The following is an 18,830-nucleotide window of genomic DNA, read 5'->3' as shown; positions in this document are numbered from 1 at the left end:
GCTATGATCCAGCCGGATTGTTGCACGCACGGGACCGGATGCAAAGACGGCGCGCGCGGGCATGCACCAAAACAACAGGCTCGACGAGCCAACAGACTAACGAACGGGGAAGGGTCGCAGAATGAAACGGGAAACCTGGGTGAAGGCATGGGCGGCCCTGGCGGTCAGTGTTGCACTGGGCGCATGCGGCGGGGACGGGGGAAACAACGGGGGAAACAACGGGGGGAACGGCGCGGGCAGTGGTGGCGGTAACGGCGGCGCGGGGACGCCATCGATGCCCGAAACACCGAGCACCCCGGGCAATCCGGAGACGCCCGCGACGCCGCAGGCCGTGACATACCTCGGCGTGATCAGCTTTGGCGACACGCTTGCCGTGACGCTCGATGCCCCGGCCGCAGGCCAGGTGCGGATCCGCTTCTCCGATTCGGCGTTCGGGCTGGCTGGTGCGGTGATCGGCCACTACGTCAAGAACGGGAACGTCTACACGGTCAGCGCGCTCGAGGCCGACAGCGCCGAACCGCCGCCGGCTTTCGTGACCGCGCTGCTGGGCTCGGTGACCGCGTCGTTCACGGTGTCGGGCACCACGCTGACGGGCGAGATCTCCGGCCTGCCGAAACAGCTCGGCAACGGCAAGCTGTCGGGACAGGTCACGGCAAGCAGTGTCAGCACGCCGGTGACGGCCGCCGATTTGGCCGGTACCTACACCTTCCTGCGCGGACAATCCACGTACTACGCAAGTTCCGGAAACCTCCAGATTCAGTACGGCATGGGCGGTCAGATGCGCGTGGGCGCCGACGGTACCGTGCGGCTGTGCCAGGCTGGCACGTACAGCGACACCTGCAGCATGGGCCTCGCCGGCACACTCGCGCTGGCGGACCAGACACGCTACCCGGGCGCCTACACGCTGACCCTGGGTGGCAAAGTCTGGGGACAGGTCTTCCCGCTGAAGACGAACGGCGTCACGGCGCTGTACCTCGACCACCTTCAACTCGATTCCGCAGGCAACCGCATGACCGGCACGGGCGTCTTCCGGCCCGCCCAGACGCTGACGGCGAGCCAGGTAGCAGGGCAGTGGGTCTGCCGGCAGCCGGGCGTGTCGTATGCCGCTGTCACGGGTCTCGGCATTAGTGCCGCGCTCGATGGTTCGATGCAGGAGGAAACGCTGACCATCTCCGGCACGGGTTCGGTCACCAGTGCCGGGACCGGACAGGTCGCCTCGCTGGCGCTGAATCGGGCCAACAACCTGCTGGGCGTCTCGTCGCCGGCCGCCATCCCGGGCACCATGTACGCGGACTGGACCGTGCCGGCGGTTCCGCCCAACACCGTCACGGGCCTGCGCACGCAGGTGTTCATGCCGCTCGACGAGAACAGCATGGCCTACTACGCCGAGGTGACCAGCAAGCCGACCGACCCGAGGAATTGGACGTTCGTCGTGCAGGGGATGTGTCGGAAGGGGTAGCGGTAGAGCCTCACGCCGGTGGGCTTGCCATGGAATGGCGTGGCCATCGGCTGGGATGGTTTTTGGCCTTGGCTTTTTCAGATTGGCTGCCGTGCGCCCAACGCACGGCGGCCAATTGTGCATTTCCGGGTTGAGCGATTGGCGCGCTGCTGATCAATAACTCTGGCGCCCTCCCAGAGCTGGGCCACCGCGCCAACGAAAGCATGGGTCTCGCAGTTTCGATGACACCACGGCTCCCTCAGCAGATCCGCCGGACTCCCCCTAAAGACTGGGTTTCGACATGGCCTCAGAGCGTCCAGGCAGCATTGCTTGGAAGCACGATGCGCGCGGCGAGCGGCGTCGGTTGCGCATGCACGTCGCTCGGGACGTCTGTCACACAAATCGATCCATATCGATAAGGTTTGTTATCGATACGGATACATGTTGCGGATCGAACCGTGGCGCTGAAACACCTAAATTCGTGTCTTATCGAGGCAAGGGTCCGCTGTTCGCGCTAGGAGGGTTCGTGCACCTAGTGCATCGGACTCTGCGGCGCGGAGAAATGTAGGCGCAGGAGACCGTGATGTAAAGAAATCGGGCCAGAGCTGCATTTGCGCGTTCTCCTTGCACGAGCTGCATGGCAACGTTCTCGGCTTACTCCCAAGGTGGGGTGTGCGCTCGTAAGATGCGCACCGTTGGTGAAATTGCGTAGTATTTCGCATGGAAAAAAGTCGCCGGATGTTGATTTCGCACACGGACATGCCTTAGTGGGCGATCCGAATCCGTGGCAGCCGGCATACAACAGTCTGGGCAGCAGCGTCACCTGCATGGCCCATTTTTGGACGGAGTGCAATGGAAGCAAGTACAACCGAGATTGCCACGATCTGGAACTTCGCGGCGGATTTCCCGGAACTCTCAAGCAACCTGATCGAGCGTAGGCATCTACTCAGCACAATGGCTGAAGCATTGAGTAACGACGCGCCGGTGCTTTTTCTAGAGGGCGAAGAAGGCGACGGAGCGACAACAACGCTGGCACAATTCTGCCAAGCTTACCCGGATCAGAGTTTCGCGCTATTTATTAAACCGGCAAGTAGTGTGACTTACGGACTGGAGTATCTGCGACTAACACTTGCCGAACAGTTTCACTGGTACTACTACGGTGAGACATTGAAGAAGGATGTTCTCAGCGTCAGTGAGTTCGAAGACCTGAGAATGAAGGTGCTACGCAAGAGCCGCACGACGACGCTCTATTTTGTCGTCGATGGATTGCATCAGATCCCCCCGGAAGGGCGGGGTGTCTTGGGGCAGGTGTTCAAGGAACTGCTACCAACCGGAGCGGCTAGGTGTCGCTTCATCGTCACGGGGACACAAGCTGACCTTGGATCGCACATTCATAGCAGCGTGAAATCCAAGCATTACCGGTTGCTGAAGCTTTCATTTGAGGAATGCAAGCAGTTCCTGTCAGATACCGAAGTGTCAGAAGAGGATTGTGAGAAGGTCTACCAACTTTGCAAGGGGGGTAGTCCTGGTCGCATCGCAGTCGTTCGCCGCTTGCTTCATGGAGGAACGCCGCTGTCAGCAATTTTGGAAACGGATCCAGCCAAATATCTCGAGTTCGTCAAGCTCGAGTTCGATGTTTTGGACAGCCTCGGCGACAGTGAGCAATTATTGATCGCCGGGATAGCACACTCCAAGCTCGCCTTGACGGTGTTGGATCTAGAGGCAACTTTTGACGTTCCCGGTGACGCAATCCGCTTACTGGTTAAGAAGTGTCAGTTCCTGAGAGAGTTGCCAAACCACAACGTCGAGTTCATCTCAGAAACTCACAGAAAGTACGCGGTCAAACAATTGGAACGTTTTGGCCGGCCCGCCTTGGAGGCGCAGCTGGCGTATTTGCAGAAGAATCCTCGAAGCGACGCGTCGCTACGGTTTCTACCCGCGTATCTGGAGACCCTGCAACGCCAAGACGCTATCCTTCAGCTTCTGTCCAAAGAGTATTACAGTGACCTCCTTCATTCCACGGAGTCCTTCTCTGCACTGAAAGCCCAGGCAGAAATGGGCTCTCGGAGTGCATTGGCTTTGGAGCGGGCGACAGAAGTCTTCAAGTTCTCGTTGCAGCGGTCGATCTTCGCCAGTGCCAGCCGCGGTGGCGGTTCTTCAGATCGCGTCAAGGCACTCGTTGCACTTGGGAAATCGAACGCTGCTATGGCCTTGGCGAATTCCGAAGCTACTAAGGAGAGCCGCCTCGCGCTGCTGAGTGCATTTGCACGTCGCTTTAGCGAACGGAACGGAACTCCCGATCCGGAGCTGCTCGCGTACATTAAACGTCTAATCGACGAAGTCGACATAAGCTCGCTGGGCGACACTGCCATGAGCATTGCCGCGGACGTGCTGATGTTTGATCCGGACGCTGCGATCGGAATCATTGAGGCTGCTGTGAAGGGCGCGACTGCAAAGGTCAAAGATGCGGCGTATGCCGAGCTTTCCTTCTCGGCGTCTATGGCGAAAATCAAGCACAAAGCGAAGGTCGAGGACAAGGCGCGTTCAAGGATCTCCGACCAGGCGTTGCAGCAAATTGCTCACTCCTTTGAGCTGATTGCTGAGAAGCTCGATGCCGGAGAGACAATGACCTTGCTCTCAAAAATGCCAGCTGTGCACCAAGTGCATTTCTTACGCTCACTGGTCAGTATCAAGAGACGCGATCCGCGTATCCTCGACCTAATTGAACTCGGCCTCGATATTATTATTCGCGAGACCGAATATACTCCACGTGCAAGGGACCTTGCGGCGTTGTGTGCTCCCTTCTTCGTCGAGATTAAAGATACCGAACGGCTCAAGAAGCTGGTCACGCGGTTTGATAGTCAACTGGGACTAGTTGGAAAAGCAGCACAATCTCGCGACCTGATAGTTCTGCAAATGCGTCTCGCGGCGGCAGAGAAACAGTACGACGAAATTGCTGCCCGACACCGGGTCGATCAAGCTTACTATGAGGTATTAGACATAAAGACGCCAGAGGCACAGATGGAATGCTTAGCCATCATGCTTGGCAATCTTTCAAAGCTTGACCGTGACGGAATTCTCGAGGCCAAAGATGGCTTCCGCGCGCTCATCAAAAGTGATCTGGACAAGCTTCTGACACTCGTGCTCAAGGATACTGCGGACCATATCAGCACGGTAATGCCAGTGCTCAAGGCACTGGCGGCAGATGACTGTCAAGCGGCACTTGCTCTCGCAGCGCGTCTGAATTCGCTGGCTCGGCGGGACGTCGCCTACCAGACCGTCGCTTCAGTCCTTGTTGCTCAGTCATTTTCCGAGAGACGGCTGGCGTCCCTTACGGAAGCGCTAAGTCGAATCAGCAATCCGGATCATAGGTCGCGAGCTGCCGAAGAATTGCTGAGTTACCTGGATGCCAATACGCGCAAAGCAGACTGGGTGCCAAAACTTGAGCGTCTTCGAGGGCATCTGACGCGGGGCTTCCAGCTCAGCCATTGGGACTCCTGGATGTTTAAGGCGGCCGCGACTGCGGGGTGCGATTACTCCGCAGATCTGCTTAGTCAACGTATTACAGAGGCGATCGGTCGTGTTGGATCGCCGCTGGAAGAAGCCAAGATCAACTTTCGGGCTTCAGAAGCACTGGCCGAAACGGAACCGCAGCTTGCGCAGCAATACTACGATGCAGGGCTTCGGGCGATTGGTACAGTGCCGTTTTCGACTTCTCGCACGACGAAGCTCTACGAGCTCTGTATGTCCTTGGTTGGGCGATCGGTCGCTCCGTTGGCCCGCGCCAACATGCTGGACGAGGATAAGCTGGCTCGTCATGCAGCTCTGGTCGATCACCTGCCCGGCATCATCCCCCGGCTGCGCCTCCTCAACGAATTTGCCGAGCGCCTTTGGTGTGCGAAACGACCGGATCTCGTCAATCGCGTGGTGAATCAACAAATTCGTCCGCTATTGGAGCAGTCGCGTGCGGTACATCCAGCTGTGAGCCGGGCGGCCATTCGCATTGCGTTTCCGTCGTTGGTGGCTGCGCATATCGGATTAGCCGTTCCGCTGCTTGGCGAACTCGGCGATATTGATGCGGACAACGCGCTGTTTGATGCCGCGACGATGAAGTTGCGTCACCTTTCTGGCCAGGAGCCGGAGCACCAGGGTAGGTTCGATTACGGAAAGGTGGAGGCTGCAGACATTTCTGATGTCATTGAACTCCTACAACACGCGCACGCTGACTGGACGATCTTCGGCTTGATGCGGGCCTTGGTCGAGGCGGTCAATGATCGAAACAACAGGTCGAAATTCACCGCAACTCAAAAAGCTGACTGGTCGGCAAAGTTGCGCCCTATTGTGGACGCCAAGTTGCCTGACTCCAAGAATATCCAGCACCAAGGTTACAAAATCGTCTGTCAGGCACAGGTCTATGCGCTTGTGGATTTAAATTGGACGGAATGGGCGACGCTGGAAGCGCAGGCGGACGCCATCGACAATCATGCCGATCGAGCCTATATCTATACCGAACTGGCGACGGCACTACCGAGCAAGTACGCCACGAGCCATCGGAAGCGGCTTCTGGACAAAGCACTGGTGGATATCAATCGGATCCCTTCGCCTATTGATCGATTATCGCATCTGCAGGGCTATGCACAGAGCGCCCATGCAAATGATGCTGCCACGTCCGCGCGGGAATGCCTGAGGGCTGCTATGCAGCTCTCGATTGAAATTGAAGACCATGCTCGCGTGGCAGAGCATCGGCGTGAGTTGATTGATATCGCCGACCAGGTTGACGCTGGGCTCGCGGACGAACTCATACAGCTTGTCGACGACGATCCAGCGCGCGCCCAACTCAAGGAAGACGCAAGGCACGCGGCGGCAATTGCCAAGGCGAAGCGAGAAATGGCGAATGCCAAGCAACTCCAGGACACGAATGCATGCGGGCTGGACGTATTGCCTATGGCAGCATGGCGAAATCTCGGTGCACTTGAAGCGAACCGCCTTGAAGTCAAGCCAATAGAGGTCATGACTCAGTATGTCACGATGGCCGCCGATGGGACCTTGCAGGACGCGTATCCAGTGCTTTCGTGGCATATCACAAACATGGAGCGTAAATACATCAGTGCGCAAGATGTGAAAACCCATCTTGTGCCACTGTGCGAGGCGATGCTGCTCTCTACCGAGCTGACCTACGCGATTCTTAGAAAAGTGTCAGGCAAGGGGCCGGAAGTTCGGGAGGAGGCGACAGACGATGACGCGGAGGAAGGTCTCTTGGTGCGTCGGCGCAGTCGGGACGAGGCGCTCGCATTTATCGCAAGGTGGATTCGCGAGAATGCCGACGATCAGATTGTGTACTGCGATGCATATTTTTCGACTAAAGACATCCAACTGTTGAGGATGTGCTTGGCGCAGGCTCCGCAGTCTCAGGTCAAGATTATTGCCAGCAAGCCGCATTTGGTGAAGGTCAAGGAACTAGGAGCGGAGTCTTTCGAGAATGCATGGCGCGAACAGAGCGATCAGGACCCTCCTGAGACGGAGATTATCGCGCCGGGTTTTATGGATGCCCCGGATAAGCACGTGCTTCATGACCGGTGGATTTTGACCGGATCGGCTGGGCTGCGTCTAGGCACGTCGTTCAATTCGCTCGGCGTCGAGCGACTATCTGAGGTATCCGAAATGGAAAAAGGGCAAGCCGCGCTCCTTCGAGAACAGATCGACAAGTATCTTGGGAGGCATCGAATAATTGACGGTGCCAGAGTTCAGTACAGCGCCTTTACTCTGTGATTTTACGGATCGTACCTAACCGCTCGTAGCCTGAGCCTCCGGTGGTGGGAGATGCTAAACAGTCTCTCGCTACCGGGATAGAGATGGTCATTTTTATGCGATTTCGAGGCAACATGCCGGATCACGAACGCGCGTGAGTGCTCGGCGTGTAGATCGCCGTTTCAGTTCACCCGGCAGCCCTGGTGACACCGGTACCGGAAATTCTGGCCGCCGTCCTGCAAAGATATCGCAAGAACCATCCTTCCTCCGCAGCGTCTGATGGACCTGTTGGGTGTGCTCACCAGATATACCGGTGACACTCTGCCATTCGGTTTTTGTTATTCATCGCGTAAACATAAGGATCACTTCGCCTTGGCGATCGAGTCTGGAAAGCTGTGCGGGATGGCGAGGCCGTGTGAACGTCAACGCGGTGACGCCTATTGGCGGTGGCAGGGCGTCTCGACGCTGACGGGCCATGCATGGATCGCTATGTTCGCACAATACATGGAGAACATCGGGTAAGAGGAAGCAGATTGGTGCCGATAGTTTGTAAGAACTATCGGATTGCGCAGTCGGACGATCATGAAAATTAGAGAGTATAGGAATTGAAGCTAAATGATTTGATCAAAATGTGCTTCGACCAGGGCTGCGATGGTCGCGCAACGGACGCATTTGTTTGTGGTATTGGAGTAAACCTGATCAGCCGCGATATTCCGGCCCTGCCAGTGGAGATGCGATCCCTGCAAGACTTGGAGAAAATGCTTAAGGCCGCCGATGATGCCCACATTTTTGTTGATGGAGGAGTATTCCACATTAACGCCGTGTACCGTGTGACTGACAGGTTTCCCGCTGCACGTATCTACTTCGTTAAGACTGAAGATTTACTAACTGTTGGATCGATTGGATTAAATTTTGAAAAACAAGGTATTCACCTTCATCCTATCGATAAGACGAAATTCTCGCGATTGATTGACGATCAAGAATATGCGAAGCGATACGATCGGTGGAAGGAGCGTTTTGAAGAGAACGGCAGGGCGTTCCGTGGTCTGCTGGCCGGCCGGCTTGAGAATACTGCAGTTGATCAGGGTATCTGGCTCTCATCAGATGGTCGCTGCGCGGTCTGCGGGGGCGCCTGCGATCGAATGTCCACTAGCACTGTTATCGGAAAAAGTGGTCTGATGATCGGGCTGCAGCTGTGCGAACGGCACGAGGCAGAGGCGCATAACCATCCGAAACTAATTCTTGGCTATTTAGCCGACAAAATGGGAATTTCGGCCCCATTTTTTGTGGATTCAAAGGTCGTGCAGCATGGGAAACAGACTGTCGAAATGACATGTGAGGCGGTGCAGACGGAGCTGGCTTGCAAAATCGAGAAGGTTGATGGTCAGACCATTACCGCTGTTCGAAAGTCAGGGTTTCGAATCATCCTTCGTCAGGACTCACTGCACGACTATGCCTACAATATTCAAAGCCCACAAAAGAAGCCTGTCTCACGTATTGATTCGGCAGATCATCACTCAGTAAACTATGGTCCGGCGCATGTCCATCGAAATTTGAGTAAATCAAAGAAGAACCAGGTTGAGTCTAGCTTTACGTATGGGTTTGCGGTAGCTGATCTTAAAGTGATCAGGCGACTCGTTGAAGACGCGGAGTCACAGTGGTCAGCGATTCAGGGCGCTGGAAACGTGCCGGATTGCAAAGCCGATGGTGCTGACGGGAAAGTCTGAGAATTGCGGTATGTCAGCGTGGACTCAGGCGAGACAGTTGCCTTTCGATCCGGCGGGAAGGTCTCTGCACGGACCTTCGCCCAGATGGTCAGCGACACGAGTGTGGATCTTGGTCTGCTGATACCAGCTCTGCCAGGTAGCGCAGGGGTGCGTGTTTAGGGGTCCCCTTGATTCCCGTGCAATTCACCGGGGTAGCCACCCCTCGCATCCGTGCGAGTTTCCGGGCCGCGCTCGCCTGATACCCCAAGTCAAATCAGTCACTTGCTAACTGGTCCTTTTCGTCCCTCTCTTGAACCCTGATCGACCTTTGGGCCCGGATGGCGCGCCGGCGAGCCCGAGCGATACCGTGTTTTGGCAAGATAATGGTAGTCGCCAATGATCCATCGCGCTCGCTTCCAAGCAGTAGACGGACCGCCGAGATTAGCGGCAAGAAGACTGACACGCAACGAGACGCCGACCAAGTGCCTCTCGTGCCACTTGCGGCACTCAAATTCGTGAGTCAGCAACTCATTGATTTACATGACTATCGTGTTCGTTTCTGCCCGGAAACCCGCGTGAATGCTGGATTTGCTCCCGTATCCCCGGACACGGTCTCACCCTTAGGTTGAGAACCCCACAGCCCGCCTGAACTCCCGCGGAGAGCGGTAATTCAGGGCGCTATGGGGGTGTTGCTCGTTGTAGTGCTCGAAGGCAATTGCCAGGTTGCGAACGGCCGTCTCCGCATCCGGCTTGGGCATGAAGGCGACGTAGTCTCGCTTCATGGTCTTTACGAAGCTCTCCGCCATAGCCAGCTAATAAGATATCTGAGAAAACTCGCGTACTGCTTGACTCCTGGGGCGATCGCGGAATGGCGGTTGAATTCCCGCATCCTTTGCTCTCTCATGAACAAGAGGCAGTTCGTCTCGCAGCAGCGACAGGGCTTCTGGATCAAGGGGCTCCGCCGGAAGCGATTGAGGTGCTTCCGGAAATATCGAGAAATCCGGAGGGATTCATGGCGGTGACAGCACGGATACTGCTAAAGAAGCGCGGCATTCCCCTGTCGACGGATAGGAACGCCCACTGAACTGGCGGCCGTCACCGTGATTGCCAACGACGCCCACCTGCGCGTTGGGCGTCGTTGTTTCCTGAAAGCGCACGGTAAATGCATGGATTTATCGGTGGGTGGGCATGGACAAAGACAGATTACAGAATTGGATGGTTCCGTTATTGCAGGTCCAGCACGTGGACGCGCGGCACCGAGATATGAGGGAGCCAGTCGACGCCATGGATAGTTCGGACGTGGCGACTTGGTATGGGAACAAGTTGTGGTTTTACGAGAGCCTGCGAGGCCTTGCCAGGCTCGACGCCAGGTTAATTGAAGGCGATCGATGACTACTGGCGTGTGCGAATCGTGATCAATATTACGCCGACACCCTGACGGACCAGGTGACGCTCTCGGGCCTGTGGCTCATGGGTGCGTATGAATCGCTTCGCACGTTCAAAGATAGGTTGAAGGAATTCAAGCATCCTCAACAGAAAGAGTTTGCCGTGCTCTGCGATAGGTTTGGCACTGTACGCGAGCCCTTGGCAAAATTTGAACCTCAACGAGACAAAGGCAGGAAGCTGAAGGGCTACTCGATTGCTCGTCCAGCGACGTCTCGCGAGGGAGCCGGTTGGATTGTAGACGAAGGCGTCTTCATCTCCCGCCTTGAGTTAGCCAATGACCTAATCACAGCGCTCGCCGAATACGATCCCTTTCCCAGCACTTCGGAGTGGTCCCTCGCCCGCCCAAGGGGCCTTTGAACCTTAGGGAGTTCCTCTGCGATGAGGCGTCGCCGCTGCAAACGTAACTCTAGTTCTCGCGCCGCATTCCAGCGACTCGACTAACAGTTGATAATTGGACAAAGCTGGCGTCGGACTTCCCAAGGGCCGCTCCTGGCCGACTTGAGCCTGTCGAACTACCACGCATGCGGTTGATATACGAGGTTTGAGGTAGCGATGGGCGGCCCAGGAGACGGAACAGGACTCCATCTTACGCACCGCATTTAACATAAATTGCGTTCGACATCCTCGCCAAGCGCTGTCGCGAGATACTGGTGTCTGCCACCGAATATCTGCGCCAACACCTAGATTGGGAAGGCGCTGCTCGTCACCGATGGCAATTTCCGAACCAATCAGTATCGACAGTGGTTCTCCAAAATAGGCGCAGCACCCCCCACCGTCAGACAATCACCTACCCCCACAGAGCAATGTCAGGCGCAGGCCGTCTCTGACAATATCCGCCGACCGAGAAATCGGTAAGACCTAAATTCGCGTTCTGACCGCTGCCAATGCGCAGCGGTTTTTTTTTTGTGCGTGTCACGCGTGCGCCGGGGGCCGCCAGTCCCCAGCGCCTACCTGAGATACCCCTCGAAAGTACTACCTAGGGATTTCCGAACCCGGGTTCAGACAATTACCGATGGCCGGCAGGTGTGGCGCCGCGCAACATCCACGCGGTCAAGCAGACGTCAGGTTGAAGGAGCCCAGTGGTGAAGCCAGTGATAGCCGGTCGGGAGCGGGTGTGATTGATACCGCGCTCGCCCATCTCGCCTTGCAGTTGAATCAGATGTTCCGCCGCCGCGTGGTGCTGGCGGAGGACATGGTCGTTGTGTCCAACCTGCAGGAGCTGGGGGGAGGCGCGGTGCCTTCGGTAGCCAACAAGCTGGTGCTGTTCCTGGGCGGGATCGAGCGCGATACTGCCGCGCATCGGGCGCGCGGCGCCGTCACGGCCGAGCAGGGCAGCCGCGTGGCCGGCGCCGAGCCGCTGTTCCTGAACCTGCTGGTGGTCTGCGCGGCCACGTTCAGTGGGCAGACTTACCCCGAGGCGCTGCGCGCCCTGGCCGACGCCATCACGTTCTTCCAGGCCACCCCGGTGTTCGACCATCAGAACACCCCTGACCTCGACCCCCGAATCGACCGCATCGTGCTCAATATCGAAAACCTGAGCACGGGCGAGATGCATAGTCTGTGGAGCATCCACGGCGGCCACTACCTGCCCTCGGTGCTGTATCGCGTGCGGCTCGTGTGCCTGGACCCCGCTGCGACGCAACGTCGCGACCCGCTGGTGGGGCGCCCCGAGGTGGGTGTTCGGCCATGACGTCCGGCTATCGTGCGGTCACCGCGCTGTCCATCCGACATCCGTACTTCTCCGCGGGATGGCCGGGCGCCTTGCACCTCGCGCCGGAGCCGCCCTCGGCAGCGCTGATGTCCCGTTTTGGCCTGCTGCTGCGCGGCGAGCCGCGCCGCTTCGTGATCATGGCGGAAGCCAGCCAGCTCGACACCTTCTGGCGCGCGCGCGACGAATGGCCTGAAGCCGGCCTGTCGTTCACGGCCCGCTCCGCCGATCCGCTCTGGGCTTACTACACCGACGTGCGTGCCCCTGTCTTTGCGGAAAGCACGACGACCGGTTCCCTGCGCGTGAATTTTCCGCTGGCCTCGCGCGATTGCCCGACGCTGGCCGACTGGCTCGCCGCCGCGCCACTCGACCATGTTATCGACGTGCCGGTGCGCCATACGTTCTGGAAATACCTGCTGATCGGCGACTGGGGCACGCTGGATACGCTGCATTGCGCGGATCTTGCCGGCGCGGTCAGCTTTGCCGAGCCGGTGCCCGAGACGCTGCCGGACGGCGCCACCGTGACTGCCATCCGCTCGGCCGCGCCGCTGCCGCTGGCGGAGCGCCCGCGCCACCGTTTCCAGTTGCGCCGCGCATCGGGTGCGGGCGCCCGCGTGCTGGTGCCGCGCCTGCCGATGGCAGCCCCTGTGGCGTTGCGCCGGGAAGTCATCGACGGCGCGCTGTGCGATGTATCAGAGATCTTTGTCAACCGCTAACCGTTTTCACCGGGAGAGTGTGCAATGGGTGCAATGAAGACGCCTGGCGTCTATATCGTGGAGAAGAACGCCTTCCCGAATTCGGTGGTGGAGGTGGCAACGGCCGTTCCGGCGTTCATCGGCCATACGCAGATTGCCGATAACCGCAACAAGCCGCTCAGCATGAAGCCGTGGCGCATCAGTTCCATGGCCGAATATCACCAGTACTTCGGCTTCTCGCCGTTTCCGCGCTTCACGATCGCCGAAAAGACCGATGCCTCGGCGATTGCCGCGTTCCGCGTGGCCGGCAAGGACTACGTGCTCGAGATGCCGGAAGGCAAGGACGGCGGCGGCTACATGCTCTATCGCGCGCTGCGCCATTTCTTCCAGAACGGCGGTGGCCCGTGCTACATCGTCTCCGTGGGCGACTATACGCAGGACCTCGACCTCGACAAATTCAAGGCTGGCATCGACGAACTGCTCAAGGAGCAGGAGCCGACCATGGTCGTGATTCCGGAGGCCGTGCGTTTCAAGGCCGCCGAATGCATCGACCTGCAACAAGCCGTGCTGGCCCACTGCGGCGACAAGATGCGCAGCCGCGTGGCAATCCTCGACATCTGGGGCGGCGACAAGCCGCGCAGCGACCCCGCCGGCGATCCCGTAGCCGCATTCCGCAACGCGCTGGGGATCAATTTCCTGGATTTCGCCGCCGCCTACTACCCGTGGCTGAACACCACGGTCATCGGCGACAAGGACATCAGCTACGAGAACATCGCCAACCCGGACGTGCTGATGCAGTTGCTGCGCAGCGACCTGGGCCTGCCGGACACCTTGCCCGACGACGCACCGCCCAAGACGCGGGAACTGGCCGGCGCCGTCGCCGACATCGGCAAGGACTGGAGCGCCGCCACGCCGCCGCTGACGGACGACGCCATCCTGACCAGCAAGGCGTTGCTGAACAAGACGCTGACTTCGGTCAGCAGCCTGTTCAACACCATCCTCAACGAAGTCAAGTACCAGTTGAACCTGCTGCCCCCGAGCGCGGCGATGGCCGGCATCTACACGATGGTCGACAACACGCGCGGCGTCTGGAAGGCGCCCGCCAACGTCAGCCTGGCCGGCGTGGTGTCGCCGTCGGTGTCGATCTCCGCGGTAGACCAGGAAGAGCTGAACGTCACCACGCAGGGCAAGTCGATCAACGCCATCCGCAGTTTCATCGGCGAGGGGGTGCTGGTCTGGGGTGCGCGCACGCTAGACGGCAACAGCCTCGACTGGCGCTATGTGAACGTGCGCCGCACGATGATCATGCTTGAGGAATCGTGCCGGCTGGCGGCCAAGGCGCTCGTTTTCGAGCCCAACGTGGCCAATACCTGGGTCACCATCAAGAGCATGATCCAGAACTTCCTGACCAGCATCTGGAAGCGCGGCGGTCTGGCCGGCGCGGTGCCGGAGGACGCGTTCAGCGTGCACGTCGGGCTGGGCGAGACCATGACGCCCGACGACATCCTCGAGGGCATCCTGCGCGTGACCGTGCTGGTGGCGATGGTGCGGCCGGCGGAGTTCATCGAGATCACGTTCCAGCAACAAATGCAGAAGTCCTGACGCCGGGTCGCGGGCAGGGTCCAAAGACAAATCACAGATAGCAAGGGAGAAGTGTCATGGCAGACGACGGCTCGGCACAGTCGAAGAACGTGTGGCCCATTCCGAAGTTCCACTTCCAGGTGAAGTGGGACTCCACGGTCATGTCTTTCGAGGAGGTCTCGGGGCTCGACGTCGAGGCCCAGCAGATCGAATACCGTTCGGGCGACAGCCCGGTGTTTTCCACGGTCAAGATGCCCGGGCTCAAGAAGTTCGGCAACGTCACGATGAAGAAGGGCGTTTTCAAGGCCGATAACAAGTTCTGGGACTGGTTCAACCAGATCAAGATGAACACCATCAAGCGCGTGCCGGTGATCATCAGCCTGCTGGACGAGACCGGCAATCCGACCATGGTCTGGACGCTGAACAACGCCTGGCCGGCGAAGATTACGGGTACCGACCTGAAGGCACAGGGCAACGAGGTGGCCGTGGAAACCATTGAGATCGCCCACGAGGGCCTGACCATCGCCAACAGCTGACGCGGGATCTTCCATGCAGAAATCGGCGCGCTTCGGCACCGACTTCACGCCGGTTTCGTTCGCCTTCTCGGTTGGCTTCACCAACATCGCCACGGGCGTTGACTGCTCCTTCCAGGAGGTGTCGGGCATGGACCAGACGATGGAGGTGGAGGACGTGCAGTGCGGCGGCGAAAACCGCTTCGTCTACAAGCTGCCGAAGGGCATCCGCCAGGACAAGCTGGTGCTGAAGCGTGGCGTGGCGGACATGCGTTCGCCGCTCATGCGCTGGTGCAAGTCGGTCCTTGGCGGCGGCTTCGTGCAGGCCGTGACACCGATGGACGTGAGCGTCTACCTGCTGGACGAGGTGGGCAACAAGGTACGCGGCTGGACCTTCCATGCGGCGTACCCGGTCCGCTGGGGCGTGGACGAGTTCCAGTCCACCAAGAACAACCTCGCCATCGAGACCATCGAGCTGGCCTACCTGAACTGCACGCGGGAGCTCTGAGCCCATGACGATCGAAGTCCGCCAGATGGTAATCCGCTCCGAACTCGGCAACGGCCAGCGGGGTGCGGCACCGGCCCGTGCCGAGGCCGAGCCCGATCCCGCGCAGTGCTGCGACGAGGACGAGGCCGCCAGCACGCGCCACCGCGAGCAGCGCGCGCAACTGCGCATGCTGCGGGCGCAGCTGGCCCGGCTGAGGGAGCGCTAGATGCCATTGCAGTCGGCCGAATTGACGCCACTCAAGATCACGGCCTGCGAGGACAAGGGCGGCGTGGTGTCGCCCCAGGCCGGCGCGGGCAAGTCCGTCTCGCTGCTGATCAACCCTTCGCAGCTGCGCCACGAGCGCAACACGTGCTTCAGCAAGGAGAAGCCGATGGGCGACACGGGCTCGGGCCGGCCGTTCAGCCATATGCAACCCGGCAAGCTTTCGTTCGCGGTGATCTTCGACGGCACCGGCGTGGTGCCGCGCCCGGCCAACAGTGCCGTGCCGGCCGAGGTGGAGGACCAGCTCAAGGCGCTGAGCGCCGTGATCTACGAGTACAAGGGCGTGCAGCATCAGCCCAGCATCGTCCAGATCCTCTGGGGCCAGCTTATCTTCACGGGCCGGTTGACCAGCTTCAGCACCGACTACACCATGTTCCGCCCCAGCGGCGTGCCGCTGCGCGCGACGGCCTCGCTCGCCTTCGACTCGTATACCAGCAGCAAGCAGGCCAAGCTCGAGGCGGACGCCAGTTCGCCGGACCTGAGCCACCTGGTGCAGGTGCGCGATGGCGACACGCTGCCGCTGCTGTGCGAGCGCATCTACGGCGACAGCCGCTATTACATGGCCGTGGCACGCTTCAATGGCCTGCGGCAGTTCCGTGCGCTGACGCCGGGCATGGCGCTACATTTTCCGCCGCTGGAGTAGCGCATGCCAACCTATCCGTCGATCGACACCGATGGCGTGCTGCGCCTCACCGTGAGCGCCAACGGCACAGCGCAGCCGGATCTCGCCGTGGTCTCGGTGACCGTGCGCCGCGCGTTCAACCGCATCCCATGGGCCGAGATCGTGATCCGCGACGGCGATATGCCCACCGGCACCTTCGCCTGCGGCGACTCCGCAGATTTCGCGCCCGGCAGCGGGGTGACCATCAGCGCTGGTTTCGGCAACGACGAGGCGCAGATCTTCAGTGGCGTGGTGATCCGCCACGGCGTACGCATCGAGGGCCAGAACGATTCGCGGCTCGTGATCGAATGCCGCGACGCCGCGGTAAAGATGACCGTTGGTCGCAACAATGCCAATTTCATCGACAGCACCGACAGTGACGTCCTGTCCACGCTGATTGGCGCACACGGGCTGACGGCCAAGGTCGACACCACCGTGGGCAGCTATGGCGAGATGGTTCAGTTCCACAGTTCGGACTGGGACTTCCTGCTGGCGCGCGCCGAGTTCAACGGCATGCTCGTCGACGTGGAGGACGGTACGGTCAACGTCCAGACGCCGCAGGCCGGCGGCGCCGTCGCGTTCGGCGTGACGTGGGGGCTCGACCTGTACGAGTTCGATGCCGACATCGACGCCCGGCTGCAGTACCAGTCGGTGCAAGCCACCGCCTGGGACCCGGCTGCGCAGGCCATCGTCCAGGGCGACGCGGCCGCGCCGACGCCGTTCAACGCGCAGGGCAATCTCGACAGCGCCACGCTGGCCGATGTCATCGGCCTGTCCGTCATGCCGCTGCGCACGGCCACGACGCAGTCGCCACAGATGCTGACGAGCTGGGCCAAGGGCGTGCAGACCCGCGCCGAGCTGGCGCGCATTCGTGGCCATCTGCGCTGCATGGGCACGGCCCTGGCCCGGCCAGGTGTGCTGGTGCAGGTCAGCGGGGTGGGCCAGCGCTTCTCTGGCGCGGTCTACGTCACCGCAGTGGAGCATGCGCTGGTGGGCGGCTTCTGGCACACCGATGTCGAGTTCGGCCTCGATCCGGCCTGGCACCCCCTCCAGCACGACGTGGTGGCGCCGCCCGCGTCGGGGCTGCTGCCCGGCATCGGCGGCCTGCAGATCGGGGTGGTGCTCAAGCTGGACGGCGACCCGCTCAACGCGCAGCGCATCCAGATCTCGCTGCCGGTCACGCAGGCGCAGACACAGGGCGTCTGGGCCCGGCTGATCCAGGGCTATGCGTCGAACGGCTTCGGTGCCTTCTTCCTGCCCGAGGTCGGCGACGAGGTCATCGTCGGCTTTCTCAACGACGACCCCTGCCACCCGGTGGTGATCGGCGCGGTCTACAGCGCCAACCATGTGCCGCCGTATGCCATCGAGGCCGCCAACGACACCAAGGCCATCGTGACCCGCGCGCGCCACGTGATTGCGTTCGACGAGAAGAACAAGACCGTGACCATTACCACGCCGGGCAAGAACAAGGTCGTGTTCGATGACACCGCGCAGTCGATCCTGCTGCAGGACCAGCACAACAACAGCGTGAAGCTCTCGGAGGCCGGCATTGCCTGCGACAGTCCCTACGACATCACGCTCACCGCCCAGGGCAGCATCCGCATGAGCGCGAATGTGTCGATCGAACTGACGGCACAGGCCGACGTCAAGGCCGCCGGGCTCAATGTGCAATGCGAGGCACAGGTCGGCTTCACAGGCAAGGGCGGCGCCACGGCCGAGCTGTCCGCCGCCGGCCAGACCACGGTGCAGGGGGCCATGGTGATGATCAACTGAGCCCCACCGGCCGCCCCGCACCTTACTGAACCGAATCGAATCGAACCGAACCGAGCCCACTGCCTGCCGCCATGCCTCCCGCCGCCCGCTTGACCGACATGCACGCCTGTCCGATGCAGACCCCGGGCCTCCCGCCCATTCCCCACGTGGGCGGGCCGGTGATCGGCCCCGGCGTGCCGACAGTGCTGATCGGCAAGCTGCCGGCCGCCGTGGTTGGCGACAACGCGGTCTGCGTGGGCCCGCCCGACGTCATCGTGCAAGGCTCGGCCACAGTCATCATCGGCGGCCGCCCGGCGGCACGCGTGGGCGACACCACGGCCCACGGCGGCACGGTGGTGATGGGCCTGCCCACGGTCATCATCGGAGGCTGACGATGAACGAGACGAGTCCGTTCCTGGGCCGGGGTTGGCAGTTCCCGCTGCGCTTCGACCCGCGCAACGGCCAGGTCGGCATGGTGGCCGGCGTGGAGGATATCGAGGAAAGCCTGCGCATCCTGCTCGGCACCTATCCGGGCGAGCGCGTGATGCTGCCGGCCTACGGCTGCAGCGTGCGCCGCGCGGTCTTCGACACCCTCAACGAGAGCACGCTGACGGAACTCAAGGAACTGATCCGCCGGGCGATCCTGTTCTTCGAGCCGCGCATCCTGCTCGAGCGGATCGACGCCGACGTGCTGCCGCTGGAAGGCCGCGTGGACCTGCAGGTGTGCTACATCGTCCGCACCACGAACACGCGGCACAACCTCGTCTATCCGCTCTATCTCGACCAGGCCACCGAGCCGGTCCGGATGTACTGA

14 protein-coding genes and 1 pseudogene are annotated in these 18,830 nt (G+C 60.4%); 14 read left to right on the top strand and 1 reads right to left on the bottom strand.

Features of this window, described 5'->3' with window-relative positions:
- Positions 1-274: 274 nt before the first annotated feature.
- The 4 genes from BM115_RS17010 (at position 275) to BM115_RS17000 (ending at position 9,072) form a co-directional block, all read left to right on the top strand.
- Positions 275-1,459 carry a hypothetical protein gene (locus BM115_RS17010; RefSeq protein WP_092296355.1) on the top strand — a complete coding sequence of 395 codons (1,185 nt, stop codon included), beginning with the start codon at positions 275-277 and terminating at the stop codon, positions 1,457-1,459.
- Between the two features lie 831 nt (positions 1,460-2,290).
- Complete coding sequence (locus tag BM115_RS17005; RefSeq protein WP_092296352.1) at positions 2,291-7,207, top strand: hypothetical protein; 4,917 nt, start codon at positions 2,291-2,293, stop codon at positions 7,205-7,207.
- A 608-nt stretch (positions 7,208-7,815) separates the two neighbouring features.
- Complete coding sequence (locus BM115_RS27135; protein WP_143093912.1) at positions 7,816-8,913, top strand: DUF6516 family protein; 1,098 nt, start codon at positions 7,816-7,818, stop codon at positions 8,911-8,913.
- A gap of 3 nt (positions 8,914-8,916) precedes the next feature.
- Positions 8,917-9,072: a CzcE family metal-binding protein gene (locus BM115_RS17000; protein WP_304441464.1), complete on the top strand. Its 156-nt coding sequence runs from the start codon at positions 8,917-8,919 to the stop codon at positions 9,070-9,072.
- A gap of 440 nt (positions 9,073-9,512) precedes the next feature.
- Here the strand turns inward: BM115_RS17000 and BM115_RS16995 are convergent.
- A pseudogene (locus BM115_RS16995) lies at positions 9,513-9,698 on the bottom strand (integrase core domain-containing protein); the annotation flags it as partial.
- Between the two features lie 1,754 nt (positions 9,699-11,452).
- Here BM115_RS16995 and BM115_RS16980 point away from each other — a divergent pair.
- The 10 genes from BM115_RS16980 (at position 11,453) to BM115_RS16935 (ending at position 18,830) form a co-directional block, all read left to right on the top strand.
- Positions 11,453-12,028, top strand: a complete 576-nt coding sequence (locus BM115_RS16980; protein WP_177219951.1) for a Pvc16 family protein — start codon at positions 11,453-11,455, stop codon at positions 12,026-12,028.
- Entirely contained in the window at positions 12,025-12,762 is a 738-nt protein-coding gene (locus BM115_RS16975) for a hypothetical protein (protein ID WP_092296343.1), read from the top strand. The genes BM115_RS16980 and BM115_RS16975 overlap by 4 nt, the downstream gene beginning before the upstream one ends.
- A 24-nt stretch (positions 12,763-12,786) precedes the next feature.
- Entirely contained in the window at positions 12,787-14,343 is a 1,557-nt protein-coding gene (locus tag BM115_RS16970; RefSeq protein WP_092296340.1) for a phage tail sheath family protein, read from the top strand.
- Between the two features lie 56 nt (positions 14,344-14,399).
- Complete coding sequence (locus BM115_RS16965; RefSeq protein WP_092296337.1) at positions 14,400-14,858, top strand: phage tail protein; 459 nt, start codon at positions 14,400-14,402, stop codon at positions 14,856-14,858.
- A 13-nt stretch (positions 14,859-14,871) separates the two neighbouring features.
- A complete protein-coding gene (locus tag BM115_RS16960) occupies positions 14,872-15,342 on the top strand; it encodes a phage tail protein (protein ID WP_092296334.1) in 471 nt (156 codons plus the stop codon).
- 4 nt (positions 15,343-15,346) lie between these two features.
- A complete protein-coding gene (locus BM115_RS16955; protein ID WP_092296331.1) occupies positions 15,347-15,547 on the top strand; it encodes a DUF5908 family protein in 201 nt (66 codons plus the stop codon).
- Entirely contained in the window at positions 15,548-16,246 is a 699-nt protein-coding gene (locus tag BM115_RS16950; protein WP_092296328.1) for a LysM peptidoglycan-binding domain-containing protein, read from the top strand. It abuts the gene before it with no gap.
- Between the two features lie 3 nt (positions 16,247-16,249).
- Entirely contained in the window at positions 16,250-18,037 is a 1,788-nt protein-coding gene (gene vgrG / locus BM115_RS16945; RefSeq protein ID WP_092296325.1) for a type VI secretion system tip protein VgrG, read from the top strand.
- Positions 18,038-18,135: 98 nt separating this feature from the next.
- On the top strand, positions 18,136-18,408 hold the full coding sequence (locus BM115_RS16940; RefSeq protein ID WP_255370870.1) for a PAAR domain-containing protein: 273 nt from the start codon (positions 18,136-18,138) through the stop codon (positions 18,406-18,408).
- Between the two features lie 2 nt (positions 18,409-18,410).
- Entirely contained in the window at positions 18,411-18,830 is a 420-nt protein-coding gene (locus BM115_RS16935; RefSeq protein WP_092296319.1) for a GPW/gp25 family protein, read from the top strand.

The sequence above is a fragment of the Cupriavidus sp. OV096 genome (assembly GCF_900115455.1).
Classification (GTDB): Bacteria; Pseudomonadota; Gammaproteobacteria; order Burkholderiales; family Burkholderiaceae; genus Cupriavidus.
This window is presented reverse-complemented; position numbering and strand designations above follow the sequence as displayed.